Below are 18,596 nucleotides of genomic sequence, written 5' to 3'. Positions count from 1 at the left end.
GATCCTTGGGCGCCGGCGGGTGCTGCGGTTGAATGGGAGGCATGGGGTCGTCCGCGGTGGAGCAGCTGTGGCAGACGTTGTCCGAGAACGGGTTGGCGTTGGTGTGCGTCCGGGGCCCGCAGTGCGGGTGGGCGGATCTGATCACGGCCGGGGATGACACGCCGGGGGAGCTGACCTGGCTGGCCCGGGAGACGAGCGAGATCGCCGAGCAATACTCGCTCGACAACGTCCACCGCACAGCGACGCGGTAACTGCGCCGAAACTGACCATGGCGGAACAGGAGGTGGTCTGGGCCGCCTACACCGCCACCATAGGTATCCCGGGGCGCGCCGAGCCTGCGGATTGGATGGGGGTGCGGGCGGTGCGGCCATGTCCAAGGCGGAGATGAACCCGGTCGGGCAGGTGATATCCCTCCGGTTCACCGGGCTTGACTCCTGGACGAACCCGGGCTGCTGCCTGTGCGCGGTGTGCGTGTGGCGGCACCGGCGCTGCGCGCCGGGCGTGCAAGTTGTCATCCGCATTCGTGGCTGGCGGATTTGGTGCCGCGGCGTACGACGTTGTCTTTCGCTGCGGCATCGGTCCTGAGAAGTCGCTGCCGTGGGGTGTGGAGGTGGCCGCGATCTGGCGCGGCGGCGGGGTTCTCCGAGGGGACGACTCGTTGGTGCCCGGCAGCTGACACAATTTGCGGCATGCCGAAACAGTCCCAGACGTGCGCGACAGTTGATTCGACGCCGTGGCTAGTCAGATGCGTTGGCGCCGTTGGCGTAGCCGTCTCCGTAGTGCTGGTGTCCGGATGCGGCGGAACGGACACCTCGGAGGTGGCCGGTGAGTCCGCGGCAGTGGTCGCGAATTCGTCAACGTCAGGTTCGGCGGTCGCGCCGGCGTCCGCTACCTCGACGCCGGCCACGGTGTCGAGTCGCGTGGAACCGGCGGCTGGGGAACTGCTCCTCACTGATGATGAGCTGATCGGGAGTGGGTGGAACACTGATGGGGACACCGACCCTGAAGCTGCGGAAGTACAGGCGTCGTCGCAGCCGGAGTGCAGTAATCAGTCGTGGACGCTGAAGACGCCCGAGGTGTTTGACGATGCCGCCGGCGCATGGCATTTCGATTCGGCCGCTGAGGTGGAACTGATCACCAGCCAGGCCTGGACCTATTCGAGCGCCGACACAGCCTCGGCAGCGCTGGCAGCCTATCGAGACATCGCAAGCAGGTGTGTCTCCTGGGACACCGCCGACACCGGATCCGGCTACGCCTATCACGAACAGCAGGAACTCTTCGATATCCCGGTGGCCGAGGAGGCGCTGGGCCGGCACGGCACCACATCGTCGATCAAGTATCCGGAGGTCGGCAGCTTCCCCATGTACTGGGTTGCCGCGCGAAACGGTTCCCAGGTCGTTCAGGTCACGTACCGACCTGGCTCGTTGTTGAGTGCCCCCGAGGGCCGCGCCCGTGTGGGAACACTCGCGGCCACGGCAGCATCGAAGACGCAGGATTAGCTTCCGGTCCGGCCATGTTGCCATCCACAATTGCCAGTCCTCCGTGCCGCGAGGGTGTAGCCGTGTCGTGAGCGTTGAAGCCGTCGCAGAACATGAATGCACGGTCGATCAGCAACCTTGGTTGTGACTGCGATACACGCCCGGCAGGAGCTCTCCGAGGTGTTTCTGGGCGAGGTCGGGGTTGTTGAGGATCTGCGCTGACAGGTCTGTGGAGGATTCCGTGGCCCCGATGACGGCGCTGACGAACTCGTTCTACAGGGGCGGCGATGCGGAGAACTGAGGGGAGTTGGCCTGCCGGCGCCTCGTCCGCCAGCACCTTGCCGACCGCACACTTTAAAAGTACATTGAAAGTATGTCTGTGGGTGAGGTGCCGTTCTCGGATATCCAGAACAAGGGGAAGGCGACGCTGTCGGAGTGGCAGCGGTCGGGTGCGCGGCCGCTGCGGGTGACGCGGCGCGATGACGAGGATTTGGTGTTGATGACGGCTGCCCGGGCGGATCAGGAACGGGAGGTACTCGCGGCGGCGACGGCGATGGTCGACGCCCTGCTGCACTCGGATGACAGCGCTCTGGTCCGCAAGGTCGTGGCGGCGGCGTTCCCGTGGGTGAGCTACCTCTCGGGTGAGGAGGTCGCCGGCTTCGTCGACGAGCTGATCGCATCGCTGCGGGCGGGCTCATCGCTGGACAATCCGGCTCCGCCGGCCCGCACGATCGAGACCTGGCGCCACACGGCGGAGGTGTATGCCGATCCGGAGTTGGCCAGGATCCTGTCGATGCCGTCCGAGGGTGACTTCGGGGCCGTGCCGGTGCCGGAGCTGTGAGCCCGAAGCGGGGTGAGCGCGTCGCACCGCCAGCGGCCGGGGAGCTGTGGGACCTGCGGTTCGCGACCAGCGAGGCGGCGAAGGGGTGGGATGAGCTGTGCCGGCAGGCGCCGGCGAACACGCTGGTGGCGTACGAGGAGTTGCGACGCCGTACGGTCGCGGGGGAGTCGACCACACGCCATCACCGGTTGAAGGGCAAGCTCGCGACCGGGGTGCACAACGGTGTTGAGATGGAGCAGTGGCAGTACGAGGTCACCGCCGGCGGCCGGATCTGGTATGTGCTGGATATCGAGCACCGCACGTTGTGGCTGAAGCATGCGGGCACAGGGCACCCCAAACAGACCGAATAGTGTTGCCATTGTGCTGAATAGGGACCTGATCGAATCGGCTCAGCGGAGTCGGGGAGCCGAGGTGGTCGGCTCGCGACCTAGAACCGTGCTGTGCGAGCATACGGTCTCTATTCGTGGTCCCGACCCGAGCCGCACACTGAGCGAGTGTTTGAGTGCGGGAGCTGGAAACGGGGCACCATGGCCATGGTCGCGAAGAAGAACAGCTGAGCGGGAATCCGCTCTGCTCATAAGTGGCTGCGCGACTTTCGGTCGATCTGCCACCGAGCCGGCTCCCGACCCTACATTCGGTGGGCAGTGAGGTTCTGGGCGCCGAGCGAACGCATCTGAATCCGGTGCGGGAGGCATGACGGTGCCGGCAACGGCGCGTTGCATCTCCGGTCACGGTCGATCCGGGAAAACGCGGGATGGCGGAGAAGATCTCCGCACTCAGTGTCTTCGATGCGGTTCCTCAGTTCAGGGCAGCAACGTCACTCTGAAGAGCAGATCGAGCCGCGCGGCGATCGCGACCAGAACGCCGAAACGCGACTGCGACGATGAAGAATGGCGACGCCGCGCGATCAGCCCAGTCGATCGGCACATCGTCGATAGAGCCGTGCGGCCGACTCTGTGCGCCAGGCAGTTTCTTCTGTTAGGTGGCGCGGCCCAAGAAGTTCAACAGCTGGGTCTGGGCGTCGGCGTTGTCTGTGGGCGCCACCTTGGCCCCGAAGGCGTGGGGGAGTCGGATCCGGTCGTCTTCTGCGACCAGAAAGGTTCGGGCCAGCTCGACTGCCTCGGGATCGAGGTGTTCGTCCTGCCCGGTGGCGCGCGCGAAATCCCAGGTATGTATCAGCGTGTCGGCGCACGCCATCCGCCGGACGAATTGCTCGAAAGGCAGGTTGCCGAACTCGGCGCCCAATACCTGCTGGGCGGTCGCCTCCGACTCCAGGGCGGCCTGTACCCGGGCCGTCGCATCCAGCCATGCGGCCACCACGTCCTCCCCAGGGGTAGGCGCCCGGTAGTCATTTCCCCTGAGCCCTGCGCAGGCCCGTCGGTGGTTACCCACCACATGGGCGGCGACGTCCCAGGCGGTCCAGCCTGGGCAGGGGGAGGCCGAGTTCCAGCGGTCCTGCGGGCAGCCCAGGAGACGATTGGTGAAGTCCTGCGCCACGCGCGCGTACAGACTGGTGATGGGCGATCCCATCCCCACACCGTACGTCAACCGCACCTCACCGCATCTGTGCTGGTAGAGGGCATTCGTATGCGCGCGGCGACCCACACCGGCGGCCACTCAGCCTGAACTGGGAGATCTACCGCCCCCGACACAGGGTTCCGGGGCCGGGTGCCGAGCCGTGACGATGTGCCTCGAGACCTTGTCAGCGCTGAAGGGAACAGGTGCGATGGGGGAGCTGACCGCGGTGTATATCGGTCTGTCCGTCGGCGCCGTGGTTGCCGAGGCAATACTGCGCGGCCAGGGCCACCGGACCTGATCGTCCGCACGCGACGGTTGGCCGACAAGTCGTGGACGGATTGGTGCTCGACGAGGATGTCGAGGTGGCGGTCCTGCGGTGGCCAGCGGAACATCATCTGGCTCGGCCAGGGCGCCTAGCTGACGGCGTGGGTGGGACTACGCGCAGACCCGCCGGACCGTGACCGACATCTTGACCCGCACGATTGTCGCCGCGCAGGGCTGCATTACAGAGTGCCGGCACGGATGCAATGAACTCACGCTCATGCTGGTCGACGGACGGAAACCGCCGATGCTGATGGTGGTGCGGTCGGCGCCGTTCGATGCCGACGGATGGGCCCGAGAGATGGTGCTCGCCTCGCTCGGTCACGATTTTCGATCTGACAGTGGGATAGCGAGGCGACGTATGGCTGACGCCAGTTGATCGGAGTGAGCACCCGCGGTTTCTCGGCCGGCGCGCGCCCCACTGTTGTCGCGAGGGGTAGCCGTCCCGGTGCTGTTGATCATCGCGGTGTTGTGTCGAGTTGTCTGCACTCGTGTGCACGGTGCCGCAGCCGGTTTCGGGTGAACCGTGTGTGTGAGTGCGGTGCGGAAGAGAATGATGCCGGCTGTGGGTGACCACCCCCCGAATGCGGTGGCACGGCCACGACGGTGTTCTCCGGGCTGCTGGGGATGTGGCCGGCGCGCGGCCTTCGCGAGGTAAGGTTCGGTGCCGCTGTGACCCGAGTCAGGGAGGCGCTGCACCGCCGGAATTGCGGCACAGTCGTCGGTGAGTAGGTGGTGGGCCGTCGGGCGCACACCCTGCTCGGCACCGTGAACACCGAATTCGGCAATGTCGACCATTTCAATGCCGCAGCTGCCGAGGCAATTTCGGGATTTCGGTGGAGAATGGTCCCTGTCGGGGTGAGTCGTGCTCGTCCTGCATGAAGCTCGGTGCGATGTGATTTTGAGCTCGAAGAGGATCGTGTTTGGTCTGCCCACATGGACAATGTCTTGAGACGTTGAATTGTTAGTTCGGTGAGCTTCCTCATTTCCAGGACGAGCCTGCCGTTACTGTGTGCGTTCGACGATTGCCCTGACGTAGAAGGAGAGCGCGAAGGTGGTATCACCGAGGATTTCCGAAGGTTCGGCGAAGACGACGACCAAGGAGATCCGCGAGTGGGCGATCGGAGAGGGCCACGAAGTGTCTCCCCGCGGCCGGATTTCGGCCGAGATCGTGCAAGCTTTCCATGACGCTCAGGTAACGAAGGCTCAGGCAAAAGCGGCGCCGGCGAATAAGGCGGCCGCGAAGAAGATAGTCGAGGGGAGGGCTCCCGCGAAGAAGGCTCCCGCGAAGAAGGCTCCCGCGAAGAAGACGGCTGCGAAGAAGGCTCCCGCGAAGAAGGCTCCCGCGAAGAAGACGGCTGCGAAGAAGTCTCCGGCGAAGACGGCAGGGCCGAAGATGACGGCTGCGAAGAAGGCGTCGGTGAGGAAGTCGCCGGCGAAGACGGCAGGGGCGAAGTCGACGGCGGCGGAGAAGATTGTCGCCACGAAGGCGTTGGCGGTGAGCAAGGCTCCGGCGGCGACGACGACCAAGGATATTCGAGAGTGGGCGATCGGAGAGGGTCGCGAAGTGTCTTCCCGCGGCCGGATTTCGGCCGAGATCGTGCAAGCTTTCCATGACGCTCAGGCAGCGAAGGCTCAGGCAACGAAGGCTCAGGCAAAAACGGTGCCGGCGAAGAAGGCTCAGGCAAAAACGGTGCCGGCGAAGAAGGCTCAGGCAAAAACGGTGCCGGCGAAGAAGGCTCCGGCGAAGAAGACGGCCGTGGAGAAGATTGTCGAGAAGGATGCTCCGGTGAAGGGAGCGGCGGCGGGCACGGCTCCGGCGAAGACGACGGCCAAGGAGATTCGAGAGTGGGCGATCGGGGAGGGCCGTGAAGTGTCCTTTCGCGGTCGGATTTCGGCCGCAATCGTGCGTGCCTTCCATGACGCTGCGGCGAAGTTGCCGGCTGTGGGCGGCTGAACCGAGTGGTGTCCGCTCTTGAGCGTGACACACCGACTCCGGGTTGCCGGGGTCTCTCAATCCGACGGACGTTCAGTGGACGAACCCTTGCCTGTCTCTTCGAAGCCAGGCTCACCGAAGATGAGCGCGCCGGTGTCACAGCCATGAACGCGGGCGGACGGTCGGTGCGACTGGTACGGGAGGTTGCATTCACGAGCGCTGGTCGACAGTGTGCACCGAGGGGCCGATGGGAGTTCCGCTGGCACCTGCTGGGTGAGTGTCGGTGCCGAGAACTGTCTCCCGTACCGAAACGGCCACTATCGGTGGCCGATTTGCCCGGACGGTGTGTCGCTGTGTGGTCTCTTCTTGCGGTCAGGCGAGGCCGATCAGCTTCGGTTCAGTCGGTGGTCGATTCCCGGCACTCGCGCTGACATCGTGGTGTGGTCGTCGGATGGGGGTCGTACGTCCGGCGGCGATCACCCCTCGGTCGGGCCACTCGGGTGCGGTCATTTGCGGCCGGCGGTCCATTTCATTCCCGAGCGGTAGGCTTTGGAGATTTCGGATTGGGTTCCGTTGATGTATCGCACTTCTCGTATGGCGGTGAATTCGTTCTTCTCGTTCTTCAGCAGGGCGATGGCGCAGGATCGGGCGCGGTTGTCGGGCGAGTCGAGGCGTACTTCCACTTGGGGGCCGTGGGGTGGGTACAAGGTGACCACGCCGTCGGCGGCGGACCAGTTCGGGGTGCCGTCGTAGATGTAGGCGAAGATGAGGATGCGTTTGAAGTCGGCGAGGTGGGCGAGGTTGATGTGGAGGTTCTCGCCGCCGGTGTTGGTGCCGGAGCGGTCGTCGCCGTCGAGGGCGATGTAGGTCGGGTAGTGCAGGTCGCCGAATGCGTTGCCGAGTGCTTGGACGACGCCTTTGGACCCGTTGTTGAGTTGGTAGAGGCAGGCGAGTTCGAGGTCGATTGCGCCGTTGCCGAGGAGTCCGCGCCGGCCGCGGGTTCAGTTGAGGTTGATCCGCATCGTGCCGGTGTCGCCGCCCTTGGGCGAGGGACACGGTGGGGACTGCCTTGGTGGGGTGATCTTGCTGAGCTGGACCCGCGGCCCGCCGACGCTCGCGCGGTTCGTCTTCGGCGCGTTCACCGGGGGCGCGCGAGCGGCCTGCTCCTCCGGCATCGGGCCGTGCCCAGGTCCCGACCCATCGCGTGGATCTCGAGCAGCGGGTCGACGAGATGTGGGGTTCCTGTTGCCGGGGATCATGCCGTTGACGGCCGGTCCGGGAGCTGGTTCGCAGGAGCGCCGCGGCCGACATCATCGGGGAGATCATCGCGGACGACGCGGCAGTGACCGACCCTGGCGGTGGTGGGCACGTGTGGGCGCCGGTGCATCGGTGGGGAATCGCGGTCGACGACGGGCGACTGACCTTCGTCTACACCGAGGACCTGCCCGTCGATCCGAGTTTCCACGGCCCCATCCCGGAACGTGATCGGGATGGGGCCGTGGCCCACACCCGGCCGGCACCGGGGAGATTGACGGCGGCACACCGCCGCCCGCGGGCGGGTCCCGCCCCGAGATGTTGGGATGCGGGATGCTCGTGCGGCGGCGAGGAGCCCAGGGCCATCCGAGGTAGCCGGTGGCTTCCGGTGTTCGGTTAGGTGCAGTCCCGGCAGATCAGCTGCGCTGGGTCGGCGAGGCGGCTGCGGTGGTGGACCAGAAAACAACTGGTGCAGGTGAATTCATCCGCCTGCTTCGGGAGGACGCGGACGGTGAGTTCTTCACCGGACAGGTCGGCGCCGGGCAGTTCGAAGGACTCGGCGGTGTCGGTGTCTTCGACGTCCACGACGGGGGACTGGATGTCTTTCCGGCTGGCGGTCAGCTGTTCGAGGGACGTGTCCGCCGTGTCGTCGGATTCGCCGACTCTGGGGGCGTCGTAATCGGTGGCCATGGTGGTTTTCCTTCAAGCTCTGCGTGTTCGGACCCGTCACATTAGAGGGTCCGGTGAGGTGACCCGGTGCCCGGGGTCCGGGCGTGCTGTAGCGTCCGCATTTCCGGGGTGGGATCGTGATTCGGGTCCGTTCGGAGTTTGCCGATCTTTCGATTGTCGTTTTCTGGCAGGGGATCTGGACATTTCGGAGGAGGGGCGGGTGGACCCTCTCGGCTGAACCCCACTCCGGAGAAGTGTTCTCGCCGAGGTCCCGCTTTCACCCGCGTCATTCGTGCGAATGGCAGCCGAGCTTCATGTGGGGGATGTGGGGCAGGCGGGGATCGTGCCACGCCGATCGGGGCTGTGCGCGTCGAGTCGGTGATCGTGCGTTTCGGCTTGAATTTCCGACGCCGAGAAGGTAAAAAATCTATATCCTGAGATGCAGATAAGTTCGCCGTGACGAGCCAGGAACCAAGGAGAAATTTGATGACCGCAGACGACCCGGAGGGCGCTCCTCGTGATGGACGACCCCTGGTTCTCGGCGCGGGCAGCGGCGGGGCGATCACCGGAGGGCTGATCGTCACGCTCGCCCTCAGCGCGCTGACCGTCCTCTCGTCCCTACCCACCTGACCACCGGCGACCCGCCGCCGCCCTCGTTCCGCGGCGATGCTTCATGGTTGACAGGAACACGCCGTGACCTGCGGGGACGGCGACCGATACCGGTACTTGGGCGGGTGTGCGGATCGCGGGCCCGGCGGGCGTGTGCTAGAACTATCGGGCATCGGCAGTGACGTGACTCACATTTTCGCGTCCGTTCGGGAGTGGTTGTTGGCACACCGGCACCTCCCGGCCGACGTAGGAGAGCAAAGGACACACCACATGTTCGAGGACACCGCAGAATCACCCCTGACCCCGATTCCCGCCCCCACGCGCCTGATGCCCCGGCGCCGCCCCGACGGTCGCGAACTTCTCGCCACCGCGAAGGGCATCCTGATGGCCGCCCGCCGCTGCAGCGACGCCCAGGCTTTCGACGAACTCCTCGACGTCTCCCGCCGCCATCACCTGACCGTGGTCGGTGCTGCCCGGCATCTGGTCGACCTCGCCGCCGGGGCTTCGCCCGGTCGGCGCACACCGGAGGCGGTCCGGTTCGACGAATGGGAGCAGCTCCTCGCCCAACTCCCTTCGCACCGGCACGCGCACGCGAGCTGACGCCGTAGCGGGCGCATGCCTCGCTGGTGTCGAGGGTCCGTTCGGTTCGACACTGATCGAACATCGAATCACCCCAACGGATCTCGACCCGAGCCGGGCCGCCCGACGGGGTGGAACCTGTGTGACGGCGACCCCGTCCGCCGTGGGGTAAAACCACTGCTCGGACGTGCCTGCGATGAGGATCTCCGGCAGCGGCCGGGATGGTGGGTCGGCGGTATGCCGTGTCCCGGGATGTGGGTTGCTTCCTGGGCAATGGGCGTTATCGTTGAGGGCAGAGGTTGAGTACACAGCCCGGCAGGCATTTTTGTCCGTCACCGGCTAGATTCTCGGCCTTTTTTGGGTTTTCGGGCCGGTTCCACCCCGGAGGAAACCTCATGACCTACTTCCATTCCGTCGTCGACTCACCGGAGCAGGTGCAGTCCTGGTTGACGGACACCTGGCGGCCGAACGCCACCGCGTCGGGGGCCACCGAGTTCCGCATCGACATCGACGAGCCACCCGGCGGTCCGGTGGTGATCCGGGTGGCCGGGAACGTGGACGCCGGAACCGCACCGGGGCTGTCGGCGTGCCTGGACGAATCGGTGCTGACCGGTCACAGTGTCGTCGTCGACCTGTTGGATGTTCCGTTTCTCGGCTGCCCCGGGTTCGCCGCGTTGCACGACACCGCGACCGATCTGTCGGCGCAGCGGTGCCGCCTGACCGTGGCGGCATCGGCGGAGGTGCGCTCGATGCTGAGGAGGATCGGCCTCGGTGCGGCGGTGCCCTGCTTCGCCACCGTCGCCGAGGCATTTCTGGCGGCCCGCGCACCCCAACGGCACGCCGGCAGAAGGGATCCGTCGTTCCCGATCCCAGGCCGGTCGGGTTCGTCGAACGGCTCTCTCGCAGCCCTCGCCGTCGGCGCCGGCCGCCCGGAAGGGTTGAGCGCTGCCGGATGAGAGCACCGTGCCGATCCACTGTGCCGGCTGCCGGCGGATCCACCCGACGGAGTGCCCACCTCGACCCGGTGGCCGTCGCCGGCGATGCCGCCGGCACCGGGCAATCGTGTTCGCGGCAGGTCTTGGCGGCCTGGACCCGTGGGGCGGCAACCGGTGCACAGCACCGCCAGGGGCGGTGGTGACCGCGGATTCGACCGAGTTGAGTCGGATGGTGGCGTTCGCATTGCGGTGGTGCGCCCGCGGCGGCGGCCCGGCCGAGGTCATCAGGGGCCGATTTCGGGATGGACACCACGGCGTTCTTCCGGACACTGGTCGGGTACCTCGACGTCGCTGCGCCGGCCCCGCTGCGGCCGGTGCTGGTCGAGCGGATGACCACGGTCGCTCGTCGACGGCTCTAGCTGGGCACCTGACTTCGCGGAGTATGCGTGGAGGGGGATACTCAGGGGAGACGGGGTTGAGTGGGTTGGAGGCCTGGTCGTGATGGGTGAGCTGGGTGCGAACGGCGCCGGGTCTGTGTCGATGGAGACGGTCGGTGTCGCGTTGGACACCGTCACCGAGGCGTTGGACCAGTTGCGGTCGGCGACCGCCGCGGAGGAAACCCTCGAGGCGGTGTTGGGCCGACTAGCCCGCACGGCGGTGATCGCCCTGCTCGATGCGGACGCGGTCAGCGTGACACGGATCGACACCCCGGATCCGGTCACGATCGTGGCCACCGACGACACCGTGCTGGACATTGACGCGCAGCAGTACGCGGCAAACCGGGGACCGTGCCTCGAAGCCGCCCACAGCCGCGCACCGGTCCGCGCGGTGATCGGGGAACATACCGATCAGTGGCCCGAATTCGATACGGCCGCGAAGCTGGCGGGGATCCGCGCGTATCTGTCGGTTCCGGTGATCGTCGACGGCGACGGACCGGGGGAGCTGGTCGGGTCGTTCAACGTCTACAGCTACCGGGCGGAGGCGTTCGACCCGTTCGACGAGAAGCTGATGCGCCTGCTGACGACGGCGGCGTCGGCGGCGATCAGCAACAGCCGTCGCTGGCACAGCGCGGCGGCGACGGTCGGGCAACTCGAGGCGGCGCTGATGTCTAGGGCCGAGATCGACCAGGCCAAGGGCATGCTGATGGCGATGCACCACATCACCGCCGATGAGGCGTTCTCCCGGCTGGTGGAGATCTCGCAGCGGACCGGCACCAAGCTGCACCGTGTCGCCCAGACGCTGATCGCCTCCCTCACTGCCCCCGATCCCTAGATCATCGCCCAGCGAGTTGGTGGATACACACTGCCCCTCGTCGGTGGGGAAATGGTTCGTCGCACGTGTCCACCCGTCGGCGGGGCTGTGCGAGGAGGCCTCGGGGTGGGGATACCACAATCATCCCACAATCATCTCCCTGCCCGAAACGCCGAAGGAGGCTCGTGGCCCGATCGTGGCCGGGTGCACGGGTCCGGGTACGGGCAGGTAGCGGCGCCTGGTCAGCCTGGATGTCCGGTGTGGTGGTCGACGACTACGCAGCCGAGGCGGGCACCGGTGCCGGTCCCGAGTGGGCGCCGGTGCGCCGGTGGGCCGTCGCCGCGGATGACGGCACTCTGGTCTTCGTCGACGACGGTGACATCGAACCCACCCCACCAGACGAGGGCTGAGACTGTTCTCCCGTCCGTGTGGTGCGTTCGGCTCTGGCCCTGTCGGGAACGGTGGTCGGCTGGGACCGCGGCGTCCCCAACCCTGGGCGCCGACCCGGGCGCCGACGGGGTGATCTACCGCTGGCGCAACAACCCCGCCGAGCATGCCCTGTGGCTCCTCGACCGCGGAACCCTCGACTCGCCCCCATGCCGGGCCCTGAGCTGGTGTTCGATTCATCTGTCGCGGTTGTGGGTAATCCGGGATCTCCTCCAAAAGAAACACCCAGCTCAGGGCTGACTGCGACCGAGAAACTGATCCGATGACCATGCAGAGCGCACACCGCCACATCACCACAGACCATGACGAGATCCGCCGTTGGGTCGAGGCGCACCACGGCGCACCGGCGAGGATGACGAACACGGCGACCGCCAACAGCGCCGGAGTTCTGCGCATCGACGTGCCGGGCCAAGGCACCGCGGGACTCGAGCACATTTCCTGGTACGAATGGTTCACCGCGTTCGACGGGCAACGCCTGGCCCTGTGTTACCCGGATCCGCACGTTCGCGGCGGAACCAGTGCATGGTTCGAACTCGTGCACCGGGATATCGGCGACGCAGTTTTCTCCTGATCTCGGCGCCGCTCCACGCCGATTCGCGGGACCCACGCACACCGAGTCGCCGTCGACCTCGGCCGGCACGGCGCATCCGCTTCAATCGTGCGTAGTTCCAACGGCATTGGAGCTCGGGTTGAACGACGCGCCAAGGCGATCACGTCACGATCGCCATGCTGACACATCCTTATGGGTCCACCGAAGTGACCATCGCACCAAAGGTTCCCTCCTGTCATTAATGATCCCCGCACTCCGCGGAAGCGGCGCAGTCGATTCCTGGTGATGGCCAGCGAGCACCGTAAATGATCCGCTCAGTTCCCGCCGCCGCCACTGCCGTTGCCCCATTGGTGGTTCCTTGCTTCCGGTGGCCCGGACCGTCGTTGCCGCCGCCCTGGCTGCCGTTCCCGCCGCCGTTGCCCACGTCTGCGCGGTGCGTCACGTTCGGCGCGACAATCGCAAGTGCCGGGGCGATCGGTTCGAAGCTGATCATCGGCGGCGGCGCGGCCGGGGCCGGGCTGCCACTCGCGGTGGGAGCGGGCGCCGGGACCGAGAGCGACCCGACTGTGCTGCCCTCGTCCCGCGACGTCACGGCCGTTGCCGGCACCGCGATCGCCACCAGTACCCGACGACCGCGGCGCCGACCACCCCGTCGTGGTCGGGCGCCGATCCTCCTCCTCGTCACCGGCGTACCACTGAGCCCGTAGGCCGTGTGCGCGTACGCGGGTTTCGCGTCCCCGGTCGTCGGCCGCTGCGGGACTACTGCATGCTCGCGGCACGCCGCTGCTGGCGGGCGTATCGGCGTCGCTCGGTCTCGCTCATCCCGCCCCAGGTGCCGTACGGTTCGGGAGCGGACAGGGCGTAGTTGCGGCAGGGTGCGAGCGCCGGGCAGCTCGCGCAGAGCCGCTTCGCTTCGGCGTCCCGGCGGGCGCGGTCGCGTCCGCGTTCCTTGTCGGGGGAAAAGAAGATCGCAGCGTCGACGCCTCGGCATGCTGCCCGGGCACCCCACTCGGCGACGAGCGGACCGTGGGGGTCGGTGCGCCGGGGATCGCGACCCTCGGGGTGCATGGTCGGTGGAACAGGGCACGGTAGCGATGCCATGGGAAGGGGGCCTCCGGACGGACATCCCGGGGAACCGACGCAGGGTGACGTGTGGCGATCAAACCTGGACTCGTTCCGCCGGGGCGAAGAATTACCAGGGCTGCTCTCTCAACCTGCAGATTCCGATGATAGAAGCCTGCCGAGCTGCCGCTTTCCCAGGGGTGGCAGACGACTGTTCGTCCCCGCCAGTACACCCACCGCGTGTGTCGAATCGAGCGTCAAGCGATGTCGCTGTTCGAGAGGGGGCCCTCGACACGCGGCACGGATTCCAAGCTCCCGTGGGGTCTTACGGCACCGGGTCGGCTCACACGGCATGGTCGGGACAGTCGGGGAGCGATTTTCAGGAATGGCGGTCGAGTGAGGTGACGATCCGGTGGGCGACGGCGGCGAGTTTGACGTTTTCGCGTTGGGAGGCGTCGACGAGGGACGCGAAGGCGGTGTCCTCGTCGATCCCGCGGGAGGCCATGAGGGCGCCTTTGGCCTGTTCGATGACGCCCCGGTTCTCCATGGCGGTTTTCACGCCGGACAGGTCGTGGCGGGCGCGGTCGAGGTCGCGGGAGAGGCTGATGATGGTTTCCCCGACGGTGGTGTAGATCGTCAGCAGGGCGGCGTCGAGGTCGCTGAAGCCGTGGCCGTCGATGCTGTAGAGGTTGAGGGCACCGATATGATCCTCGGCCAGGCGCAGCGGCGCGGACAGGTAACTGCGCACTCCGAGACCACGAACCGCGGCGGCGAAATCAGGCCAGCGTTCCGGCAACTCGTCGAGTTTCACCCTGACGACCGTGCGGGTGGCGGCGGCTTCGAGGCACGGTCCCTGCCCGGTCCGGTACTGGTCGGCGTCGATGTCGACGACCCGGGGGTCGGTGCACGCCGGGGTGGTCGCGGGGCCGTCCGGATGGACAAGGGTGATGCCGGCCATGTGCGCGCCGGGAATGGTGTCGACGGCCCACCGGCACAACTGCTCGAGGAACGAGGTGGTGGGCTGGTCGGCGACGGGGGTGGTGGGCGGGTCGGCGACGCTGAAGCGTACGCGCAACTGATCCAGGGCGGAGGCGACGGCGTCGACCCGGGCGATGACGTCGAGGTCATTGTCGGGCGAGAAGGTTTGGTGGGACATCGGTGATCTCCTCCTGGCAAACACGCGTCAGGCACACCTCACCTGCCGCTGGGGGTGGGCAGGCTTCTCTACCGCGGTAAACGAACCCATTTTACCGACCCTTGGGGCCGGTTTGCGGTGGGTGTCGGGGCGTAGTGTTCGAGGTGAGGCGAGAGAAGATGCCTCCGGTGATTTCGCGTGGCCCCAGCACAATCTGAAGCGTTGCTATGTCCCAGGCGCCGACGCCGGCAACGCGAAAGGGCGGTGCACCGGTGACCGATGTCGATCACGATCGTCTCGGGGTGTTGATGGCCGATCTGGCCCGCTCCTGGACCGCGCCGAGCGACCTGAACAGCACCCTGTGTGCGGTGACCCAGGCCGCGGTGGACCTGATCCCGGGCGCGGACAGCGCCGACATTTTGACCATCGCCGGACGGCACCACTACGAGTCCCATGCCGCCACGTCGGCGTTGCCGGCCGATCTCGACAGGGTGCAGGCCCGATTCGGGGAGGGTCCGTGCGTCGACGCCGCGGTGGACGGGTTCGTCACCCGCAGCGACGACCTCACCGTCGAGGTGCGGTGGCCGCGGTTCACCCCGCAAGCGCTACGTGCCGGCGTGTACAGCATCGTCTCGTTTCGGCTCTACACCCACACCGCAACCACCGGCGCCCTGAATGTGCTGGCCACGACCGCGCACGCGTTCGACGACGAATCGGTCACCATCGGCGAAGTCCTCGCCGCCCATGCCGCGATCGCGGTCACCGCCGGCCAACGGGAGTCGCAGTTCCGGTCCGCGCTGGTCAGCCGTGATCTGATCGGGCAGGCCAAGGGCATGCTGATGGAACGCTTCTCGGTCTGCGCGGACCAGGCATTCCAGATCCTCGTGACCCTGTCCCAGGACTCGAACACCCCGGTCGCCAAGGTCGCGGAACGGATCGTCCACCTCGGCCCCGGTCCCGACCCCGGTCGAGGTCCAGGTCGAGGGCCGGGTCGAGGGCCTGGTCCCCGTCCCGATCCCGATCCCTGTCCCGGTCCGCGGCCGATGACGAGAGGACGGTGACCCGTCGTGTCCGGCCCCGTCGAACTCTCACTGCGTGCCGCCGCCCTGCGGCTGCGCCGATCTGTCGAGTTGCGGGCCGCCCGGGCGGAGAGCATCGGCATTCTGCGGCAGTGGGGTGGGCTGTCCACCGAGCAGGCCACCGGTGAGTTCGACTCCGACTGCGTGGGGTCAACCAGCACCGCCGAATCCGATCGGTTGCGCGGTCAGGTCGACGCCGCCGCGCACGGCCGGTCCGATCCGGACTGGCCGTAAAGTCAGCTCAGGACGTGCATCGGACTTGAGGGCCGTCGGCGGTGTGGTGGTGTTACTTCCCGCTCCCGGCCTCGAGAGTGCCGGTCTCGGTCAGCTCGATGGGATGCACAGTGCCGTCGGTGATCCGGCGTGCGAGTTGCCGCAGCGGCACCGCGTGCAGACGGCTGTAGTCGTCGAGCAATCCGCGGGCCCGAGCCGGTGAGACGTCCAGGGTGCCGGCGACGAAACCGGTGGCCTGCCCGGCATGCACCCGGTCGTTGAGCAGCACCAGCGTCCGCTCCGCCAGCCGGCCGGCCCGGTCGTCCTCTTCGTCTCGGGTGAGCTCGAGCACGATCAGGGCGGCGAGCAGACCGCCGAGCCGACGATCTTCCTGGTCGAAGACGGTGGGCTGGCTGTAGAGGACGTTGAGGCCGCCGACGGTGCGGCCGTCGAGGACCATCGGGATCGCGAGCACCGCACGATATCCGATGTCGCGGGCAACAGCGGCGAACTCCGGCCACCGGTCGGGATCGACCGCCAGATCCGGAACCGCGAGCACCTCCCCGGTGCGGATGCACTGCGGACACGGGCCACTCTCGGTCTGGGTCTGCAGCAACTCCACCAACCGGGCCCGTTCGTCGGAGGCGGCGACCACCCCGAACCCGCCGCGCGGATCGACGATCATGATCCCGACCGCGGCCGCCGACAACAACTCCACCCCGATCGTGGTGCTCCGGAAGAGCACCGCCCCCACGTCCTGCTGACTGTCGACCAGCGCTCCGGCGATCTCCGACAGTGCGTCGATCACCCTGACCCCCGGGTCCGGGCTCTTCTGCGACATGTGGGTTCGCCTCCTGGCTTCCATGGTCTCACTCGCCGAGGTCGTCGACGTCGATGCGGTGGGCGATCACGTCCCGGGCGAGTTCCAGCACTGTGCGGTCGAGCAGGAAGGCATGCCCACGCAACCGGGCGAAGGCATCGCCTAGGCTGATCCCCAGGCGTGCGGCCAGCATCCCGGTGGCGATGTTGACGTCGTGGTACGAGCCCGCGCCGGAGAACCAGTCCTGCCCGCCCCTGTGCGCCTGCTCCCTCCCGAGCAGTGCCAGGGTGATCAGGTCCGCCAACGCCGCGGCGTCCGCCATCGCCCGGCCCGCCAGCATCCCGGGGGCGCGCCGATACAGATCCAGGGTGCCGAGCGCGATGGCACCGAACTGCAATGGGAACGCGAACGCCGCGCCCATCCCCAACGTTTGCGCGGCATCGGTGAACGCCGGCCAGGAACGGTCCGCAGCGTCCAGGCTGCCCACCAGCACCGGTTCCCCGGTGCGGAAGGCCGCCACCCCCGGTCCCTCGCCGAGGGTGTACTGCTGATCCTCGAGCGCCCGCGCCCAGTCATCGCTGGCACCGAGCAGGTCCTGGGCGGTCTCGGTCGCGCGCAGCGTCACCGCCGCGGCATCGACCCCCGGCAGCACCGCAACACCGTTGCGGCATACCGATTGCGCCCACCCAGACTGTCCCGGGCTGCCCGTGGCGTCCGCGACGGCATGCCACAGCGACCGCCGCCGATCCTCCACAAATCACATCCTCTATCGCCGAACCCGCCCCATGGTTCTCACTCTACGAGCCCGGCGGCATCTCCTGCGCCACCGAAACTCGCTGATACGGCACGCACACCGCGAGTGCGATTTGCCCCCTCAGAATCCGGGTACCCGACCCTCCAGACAGCTTCGGTGTTCCGGAGCATCAGAGCCGTCGAGGCTGCATCAGTTCACATCCAACAGCTGGTGCAGCCGTCCGGCGACCGGTGTCGTTTCAAACGATGCTGTTCCCTGTTTTCCTGCGACGACAGCCACGAGTGTCGTCGTGTCAGCTGGTGGACTCCCGGCCCAGGTCGAATCGTTCCCGGTAGACCAGCGCGGCCTCGTCGAGGACCTTCCGATCCAGCCGGGCCAGCGGCTCGATATCGGTCAGCAACGGTTCGTGGTCCGGACGCCGGCCCACCACGGTCCCCTTCAGCAGCCAGGCGAAGCAGCCGTCTTCCGCGGCGAGTTCGGCGTGCCTGTGAATCCGCCGGGCCACCCACTCTTCGACCGGGCGGTCGCAACGGCTCCGGGGAGATCGTGGTCTCCGACAGACCCGGCAACGTCAGATGCGCTTCATAGTCCCGGGACGGGCCCTTCTCGGCGTCGACGCGCGGACTCTTCGAGTGGCGCAAATACACCTGCGGGTCGTCGGCGACGATGTCGGTCAGCTCGGCGAGAGCAGTGATGACCGGCAAAACGTCGTCGCCGACAACCACGGTGTCGTCGGGCGAGTGGAACATCGGAGACTTCCTCAGCAATACGGAGTTTCGGCTTCGGGACCGGCGCCGACGAGGTCAGGTCATCGCCGGACCGGCATCCGCCGAACCCGACAGCTCTTTGAGCAAGGCGTGGCAGCGGCGGGCGCGGTCGGCGTCCTCGGCCATCACCTGCTCGAAGAACGACGCGATGTCGTCACGGTCGGCGTTCCTCGCGTCACGCACATATTGGCCGTAGTCGTGGCCGGCTTTGAGTGAGTGGTACTGGACGGAGATGAGATCGAAGCTGACGTCGTCGAAGCCGGTTTCTCCGGTAGCCATGATGATTCCCTTCGCAGGTCTGCAGAGAGTGTGGGCGGTCTGTGTCGAGTACCTGGGGTGGCCAGGCCCGAAACAGGTCCTGCCCATGCACCGGGCGGG

24 protein-coding genes and 2 pseudogenes are annotated in these 18,596 nt (G+C 67.1%); 15 read left to right on the top strand and 11 right to left on the bottom strand.

Annotated features, from left to right (window positions below):
* Window positions 1-41 precede the first annotated feature (41 nt).
* The 4 genes from ACLIVD_RS37670 to ACLIVD_RS37655 all read left to right on the top strand — a co-directional run bounded on the left by ACLIVD_RS37670 (window position 42) and on the right by ACLIVD_RS37655 (window position 2,669).
* Window positions 42-251 (top strand): hypothetical protein, encoded by a 210-nt coding sequence (locus ACLIVD_RS37670; protein WP_491933101.1) that lies wholly within the window; start codon window positions 42-44, stop codon window positions 249-251.
* Window positions 252-920: 669 nt separating this feature from the next.
* A complete protein-coding gene (locus ACLIVD_RS37665; RefSeq protein WP_491933100.1) occupies window positions 921-1,499 on the top strand; it encodes a hypothetical protein in 579 nt (192 codons plus the stop codon).
* A 352-nt stretch (window positions 1,500-1,851) separates the two neighbouring features.
* A complete protein-coding gene (locus ACLIVD_RS37660; protein ID WP_043787180.1) occupies window positions 1,852-2,319 on the top strand; it encodes a hypothetical protein in 468 nt (155 codons plus the stop codon).
* Window positions 2,316-2,669 carry a hypothetical protein gene (locus ACLIVD_RS37655; RefSeq protein WP_491933099.1) on the top strand — a complete coding sequence of 118 codons (354 nt, stop codon included), beginning with the start codon at window positions 2,316-2,318 and terminating at the stop codon, window positions 2,667-2,669. Before ACLIVD_RS37660 ends, ACLIVD_RS37655 begins: the two co-directional genes overlap by 4 nt.
* 628 nt (window positions 2,670-3,297) lie before the next feature.
* Here ACLIVD_RS37655 and ACLIVD_RS37650 read toward each other — a convergent pair.
* Window positions 3,298-3,849, bottom strand: coding sequence for a TIGR03086 family metal-binding protein (locus ACLIVD_RS37650; RefSeq protein ID WP_491933098.1), 552 nt, complete (start codon window positions 3,847-3,849; stop codon window positions 3,298-3,300).
* 1,363 nt (window positions 3,850-5,212) lie between these two features.
* Between ACLIVD_RS37650 and ACLIVD_RS37645 the strand changes: the two are divergent.
* A pseudogene (locus ACLIVD_RS37645) lies at window positions 5,213-5,338 on the top strand (Lsr2 family DNA-binding protein); the annotation flags it as partial.
* A gap of 26 nt (window positions 5,339-5,364) precedes the next feature.
* Here ACLIVD_RS37645 and ACLIVD_RS37640 read toward each other — a convergent pair.
* Window positions 5,365-5,643, bottom strand: a complete 279-nt coding sequence (locus tag ACLIVD_RS37640) for a hypothetical protein (protein ID WP_491933508.1) — start codon at window positions 5,641-5,643, stop codon at window positions 5,365-5,367.
* Window positions 5,644-5,656: 13 nt separating this feature from the next.
* Here ACLIVD_RS37640 and ACLIVD_RS37635 point away from each other — a divergent pair, with 13 nt between their 5' ends.
* Window positions 5,657-6,115: an Lsr2 family DNA-binding protein gene (locus ACLIVD_RS37635; RefSeq protein ID WP_491933507.1), complete on the top strand. Its 459-nt coding sequence runs from the start codon at window positions 5,657-5,659 to the stop codon at window positions 6,113-6,115.
* 485 nt (window positions 6,116-6,600) lie between these two features.
* Here ACLIVD_RS37635 and ACLIVD_RS37630 read toward each other — a convergent pair whose 3' ends face one another.
* Window positions 6,601-6,777, bottom strand: coding sequence for a hypothetical protein (locus ACLIVD_RS37630; RefSeq protein WP_491933097.1), 177 nt, complete (start codon window positions 6,775-6,777; stop codon window positions 6,601-6,603).
* 967 nt (window positions 6,778-7,744) lie between these two features.
* Window positions 7,745-8,038 carry a DUF4193 domain-containing protein gene (locus tag ACLIVD_RS37625; RefSeq protein ID WP_491933096.1) on the bottom strand — a complete coding sequence of 98 codons (294 nt, stop codon included), beginning with the start codon at window positions 8,036-8,038 and terminating at the stop codon, window positions 7,745-7,747.
* 465 nt (window positions 8,039-8,503) lie between these two features.
* Here ACLIVD_RS37625 and ACLIVD_RS37620 point away from each other — a divergent pair, with 465 nt between their 5' ends.
* The 7 genes from ACLIVD_RS37620 (at window position 8,504) to ACLIVD_RS37590 (ending at window position 13,095) form a co-directional block, all read left to right on the top strand.
* Window positions 8,504-8,647 (top strand): hypothetical protein, encoded by a 144-nt coding sequence (locus tag ACLIVD_RS37620; protein ID WP_491933095.1) that lies wholly within the window; start codon window positions 8,504-8,506, stop codon window positions 8,645-8,647.
* Window positions 8,648-8,896: 249 nt separating this feature from the next.
* Window positions 8,897-9,226, top strand: coding sequence for an ANTAR domain-containing protein (locus ACLIVD_RS37615; protein ID WP_491933094.1), 330 nt, complete (start codon window positions 8,897-8,899; stop codon window positions 9,224-9,226).
* A gap of 374 nt (window positions 9,227-9,600) precedes the next feature.
* On the top strand, window positions 9,601-10,161 hold the full coding sequence (locus tag ACLIVD_RS37610) for an STAS domain-containing protein (RefSeq protein ID WP_491933093.1): 561 nt from the start codon (window positions 9,601-9,603) through the stop codon (window positions 10,159-10,161).
* 480 nt (window positions 10,162-10,641) lie between these two features.
* A complete protein-coding gene (locus ACLIVD_RS37605; protein WP_491933092.1) occupies window positions 10,642-11,412 on the top strand; it encodes an ANTAR domain-containing response regulator in 771 nt (256 codons plus the stop codon).
* 164 nt (window positions 11,413-11,576) lie between these two features.
* Window positions 11,577-11,801 (top strand): hypothetical protein, encoded by a 225-nt coding sequence (locus tag ACLIVD_RS37600; protein WP_491933091.1) that lies wholly within the window; start codon window positions 11,577-11,579, stop codon window positions 11,799-11,801.
* Between the two features lie 299 nt (window positions 11,802-12,100).
* Window positions 12,101-12,409, top strand: a complete 309-nt coding sequence (locus ACLIVD_RS37595) for a hypothetical protein (protein ID WP_005563969.1) — start codon at window positions 12,101-12,103, stop codon at window positions 12,407-12,409.
* Between the two features lie 284 nt (window positions 12,410-12,693).
* The gene (locus ACLIVD_RS37590) at window positions 12,694-13,095 is read left to right on the top strand and encodes a hypothetical protein (RefSeq protein ID WP_491933090.1); all 402 of its coding nucleotides are present in this window, start codon (window positions 12,694-12,696) and stop codon (window positions 13,093-13,095) included.
* A gap of 52 nt (window positions 13,096-13,147) precedes the next feature.
* On the opposite strand, the gene ACLIVD_RS37585 is transcribed toward ACLIVD_RS37590, so the two are convergent.
* Together ACLIVD_RS37585 and ACLIVD_RS37580 are read right to left on the bottom strand one after the other, a co-directional pair.
* Window positions 13,148-13,489, bottom strand: coding sequence for a WhiB family transcriptional regulator (locus tag ACLIVD_RS37585; protein ID WP_491933089.1), 342 nt, complete (start codon window positions 13,487-13,489; stop codon window positions 13,148-13,150).
* Window positions 13,490-13,829: 340 nt separating this feature from the next.
* On the bottom strand, window positions 13,830-14,606 hold the full coding sequence (locus ACLIVD_RS37580) for an ANTAR domain-containing protein (RefSeq protein WP_491933088.1): 777 nt from the start codon (window positions 14,604-14,606) through the stop codon (window positions 13,830-13,832).
* Window positions 14,607-14,857: 251 nt separating this feature from the next.
* Between ACLIVD_RS37580 and ACLIVD_RS37575 the strand changes: the two genes are divergently transcribed.
* Both ACLIVD_RS37575 and ACLIVD_RS37570 read left to right on the top strand, forming a co-directional pair.
* Window positions 14,858-15,646 (top strand): GAF and ANTAR domain-containing protein, encoded by a 789-nt coding sequence (locus ACLIVD_RS37575; RefSeq protein WP_491933087.1) that lies wholly within the window; start codon window positions 14,858-14,860, stop codon window positions 15,644-15,646.
* Between the two features lie 6 nt (window positions 15,647-15,652).
* Entirely contained in the window at window positions 15,653-15,898 is a 246-nt protein-coding gene (locus ACLIVD_RS37570; protein ID WP_491933086.1) for a hypothetical protein, read from the top strand.
* Between the two features lie 52 nt (window positions 15,899-15,950).
* Here the strand turns inward: ACLIVD_RS37570 and ACLIVD_RS37565 are convergent, their stop codons facing one another.
* The 5 genes and pseudogenes from ACLIVD_RS37565 to ACLIVD_RS37545 all read right to left on the bottom strand — a co-directional run bounded on the left by ACLIVD_RS37565 (window position 15,951) and on the right by ACLIVD_RS37545 (window position 18,497).
* A complete protein-coding gene (locus tag ACLIVD_RS37565; protein ID WP_491933085.1) occupies window positions 15,951-16,718 on the bottom strand; it encodes a GAF domain-containing protein in 768 nt (255 codons plus the stop codon).
* Between the two features lie 28 nt (window positions 16,719-16,746).
* Window positions 16,747-17,451 (bottom strand): ANTAR domain-containing protein, encoded by a 705-nt coding sequence (locus ACLIVD_RS37560; protein ID WP_491933084.1) that lies wholly within the window; start codon window positions 17,449-17,451, stop codon window positions 16,747-16,749.
* A gap of 292 nt (window positions 17,452-17,743) precedes the next feature.
* Window positions 17,744-17,956: a DUF6098 family protein gene (locus ACLIVD_RS37555; protein ID WP_491933083.1), complete on the bottom strand. Its 213-nt coding sequence runs from the start codon at window positions 17,954-17,956 to the stop codon at window positions 17,744-17,746.
* Between the two features lie 85 nt (window positions 17,957-18,041).
* Window positions 18,042-18,200 (bottom strand): annotated as a pseudogene (locus ACLIVD_RS37550) (DUF6098 family protein); the annotation flags it as partial.
* Between the two features lie 54 nt (window positions 18,201-18,254).
* Window positions 18,255-18,497 carry an acyl carrier protein gene (locus ACLIVD_RS37545; protein ID WP_491933082.1) on the bottom strand — a complete coding sequence of 81 codons (243 nt, stop codon included), beginning with the start codon at window positions 18,495-18,497 and terminating at the stop codon, window positions 18,255-18,257.
* Window positions 18,498-18,596: the final 99 nt, after the last annotated feature.

The organism is Rhodococcus sp. G6(2025) (assembly GCF_058628105.1).
This window is presented reverse-complemented; position numbering and strand designations above follow the sequence as displayed.

Excerpts from the sequence above, each read along its gene's own strand:
- ACLIVD_RS37670 (WP_491933101.1), top strand. The coding sequence starts at position 42 with ATGGGGTCGTCCGCGGTGGAGCAGCTGTGGCAGACGTTGTCCGAGAAC.
- ACLIVD_RS37660 (WP_043787180.1), top strand. The coding sequence starts at position 1,852 with ATGTCTGTGGGTGAGGTGCCGTTCTCGGATATCCAGAACAAGGGGAAG.
- ACLIVD_RS37650 (WP_491933098.1), bottom strand. The coding sequence starts at position 3,849 with ATGGGATCGCCCATCACCAGTCTGTACGCGCGCGTGGCGCAGGACTTC.
- ACLIVD_RS37625 (WP_491933096.1), bottom strand. The coding sequence starts at position 8,038 with ATGGCCACCGATTACGACGCCCCCAGAGTCGGCGAATCCGACGACACG.
- ACLIVD_RS37620 (WP_491933095.1), top strand. The coding sequence starts at position 8,504 with ATGACCGCAGACGACCCGGAGGGCGCTCCTCGTGATGGACGACCCCTG.
- ACLIVD_RS37615 (WP_491933094.1), top strand. The coding sequence starts at position 8,897 with ATGTTCGAGGACACCGCAGAATCACCCCTGACCCCGATTCCCGCCCCC.
- ACLIVD_RS37610 (WP_491933093.1), top strand. The coding sequence starts at position 9,601 with ATGACCTACTTCCATTCCGTCGTCGACTCACCGGAGCAGGTGCAGTCC.
- ACLIVD_RS37605 (WP_491933092.1), top strand. The coding sequence starts at position 10,642 with ATGGGTGAGCTGGGTGCGAACGGCGCCGGGTCTGTGTCGATGGAGACG.
- ACLIVD_RS37595 (WP_005563969.1), top strand. The coding sequence starts at position 12,101 with ATGACCATGCAGAGCGCACACCGCCACATCACCACAGACCATGACGAG.
- ACLIVD_RS37590 (WP_491933090.1), top strand. The coding sequence starts at position 12,694 with ATGATCCGCTCAGTTCCCGCCGCCGCCACTGCCGTTGCCCCATTGGTG.
- ACLIVD_RS37585 (WP_491933089.1), bottom strand. The coding sequence starts at position 13,489 with ATGGCATCGCTACCGTGCCCTGTTCCACCGACCATGCACCCCGAGGGT.
- ACLIVD_RS37580 (WP_491933088.1), bottom strand. The coding sequence starts at position 14,606 with ATGTCCCACCAAACCTTCTCGCCCGACAATGACCTCGACGTCATCGCC.
- ACLIVD_RS37565 (WP_491933085.1), bottom strand. The coding sequence starts at position 16,718 with ATGTCGCAGAAGAGCCCGGACCCGGGGGTCAGGGTGATCGACGCACTG.
- ACLIVD_RS37545 (WP_491933082.1), bottom strand. The coding sequence starts at position 18,497 with ATGGCTACCGGAGAAACCGGCTTCGACGACGTCAGCTTCGATCTCATC.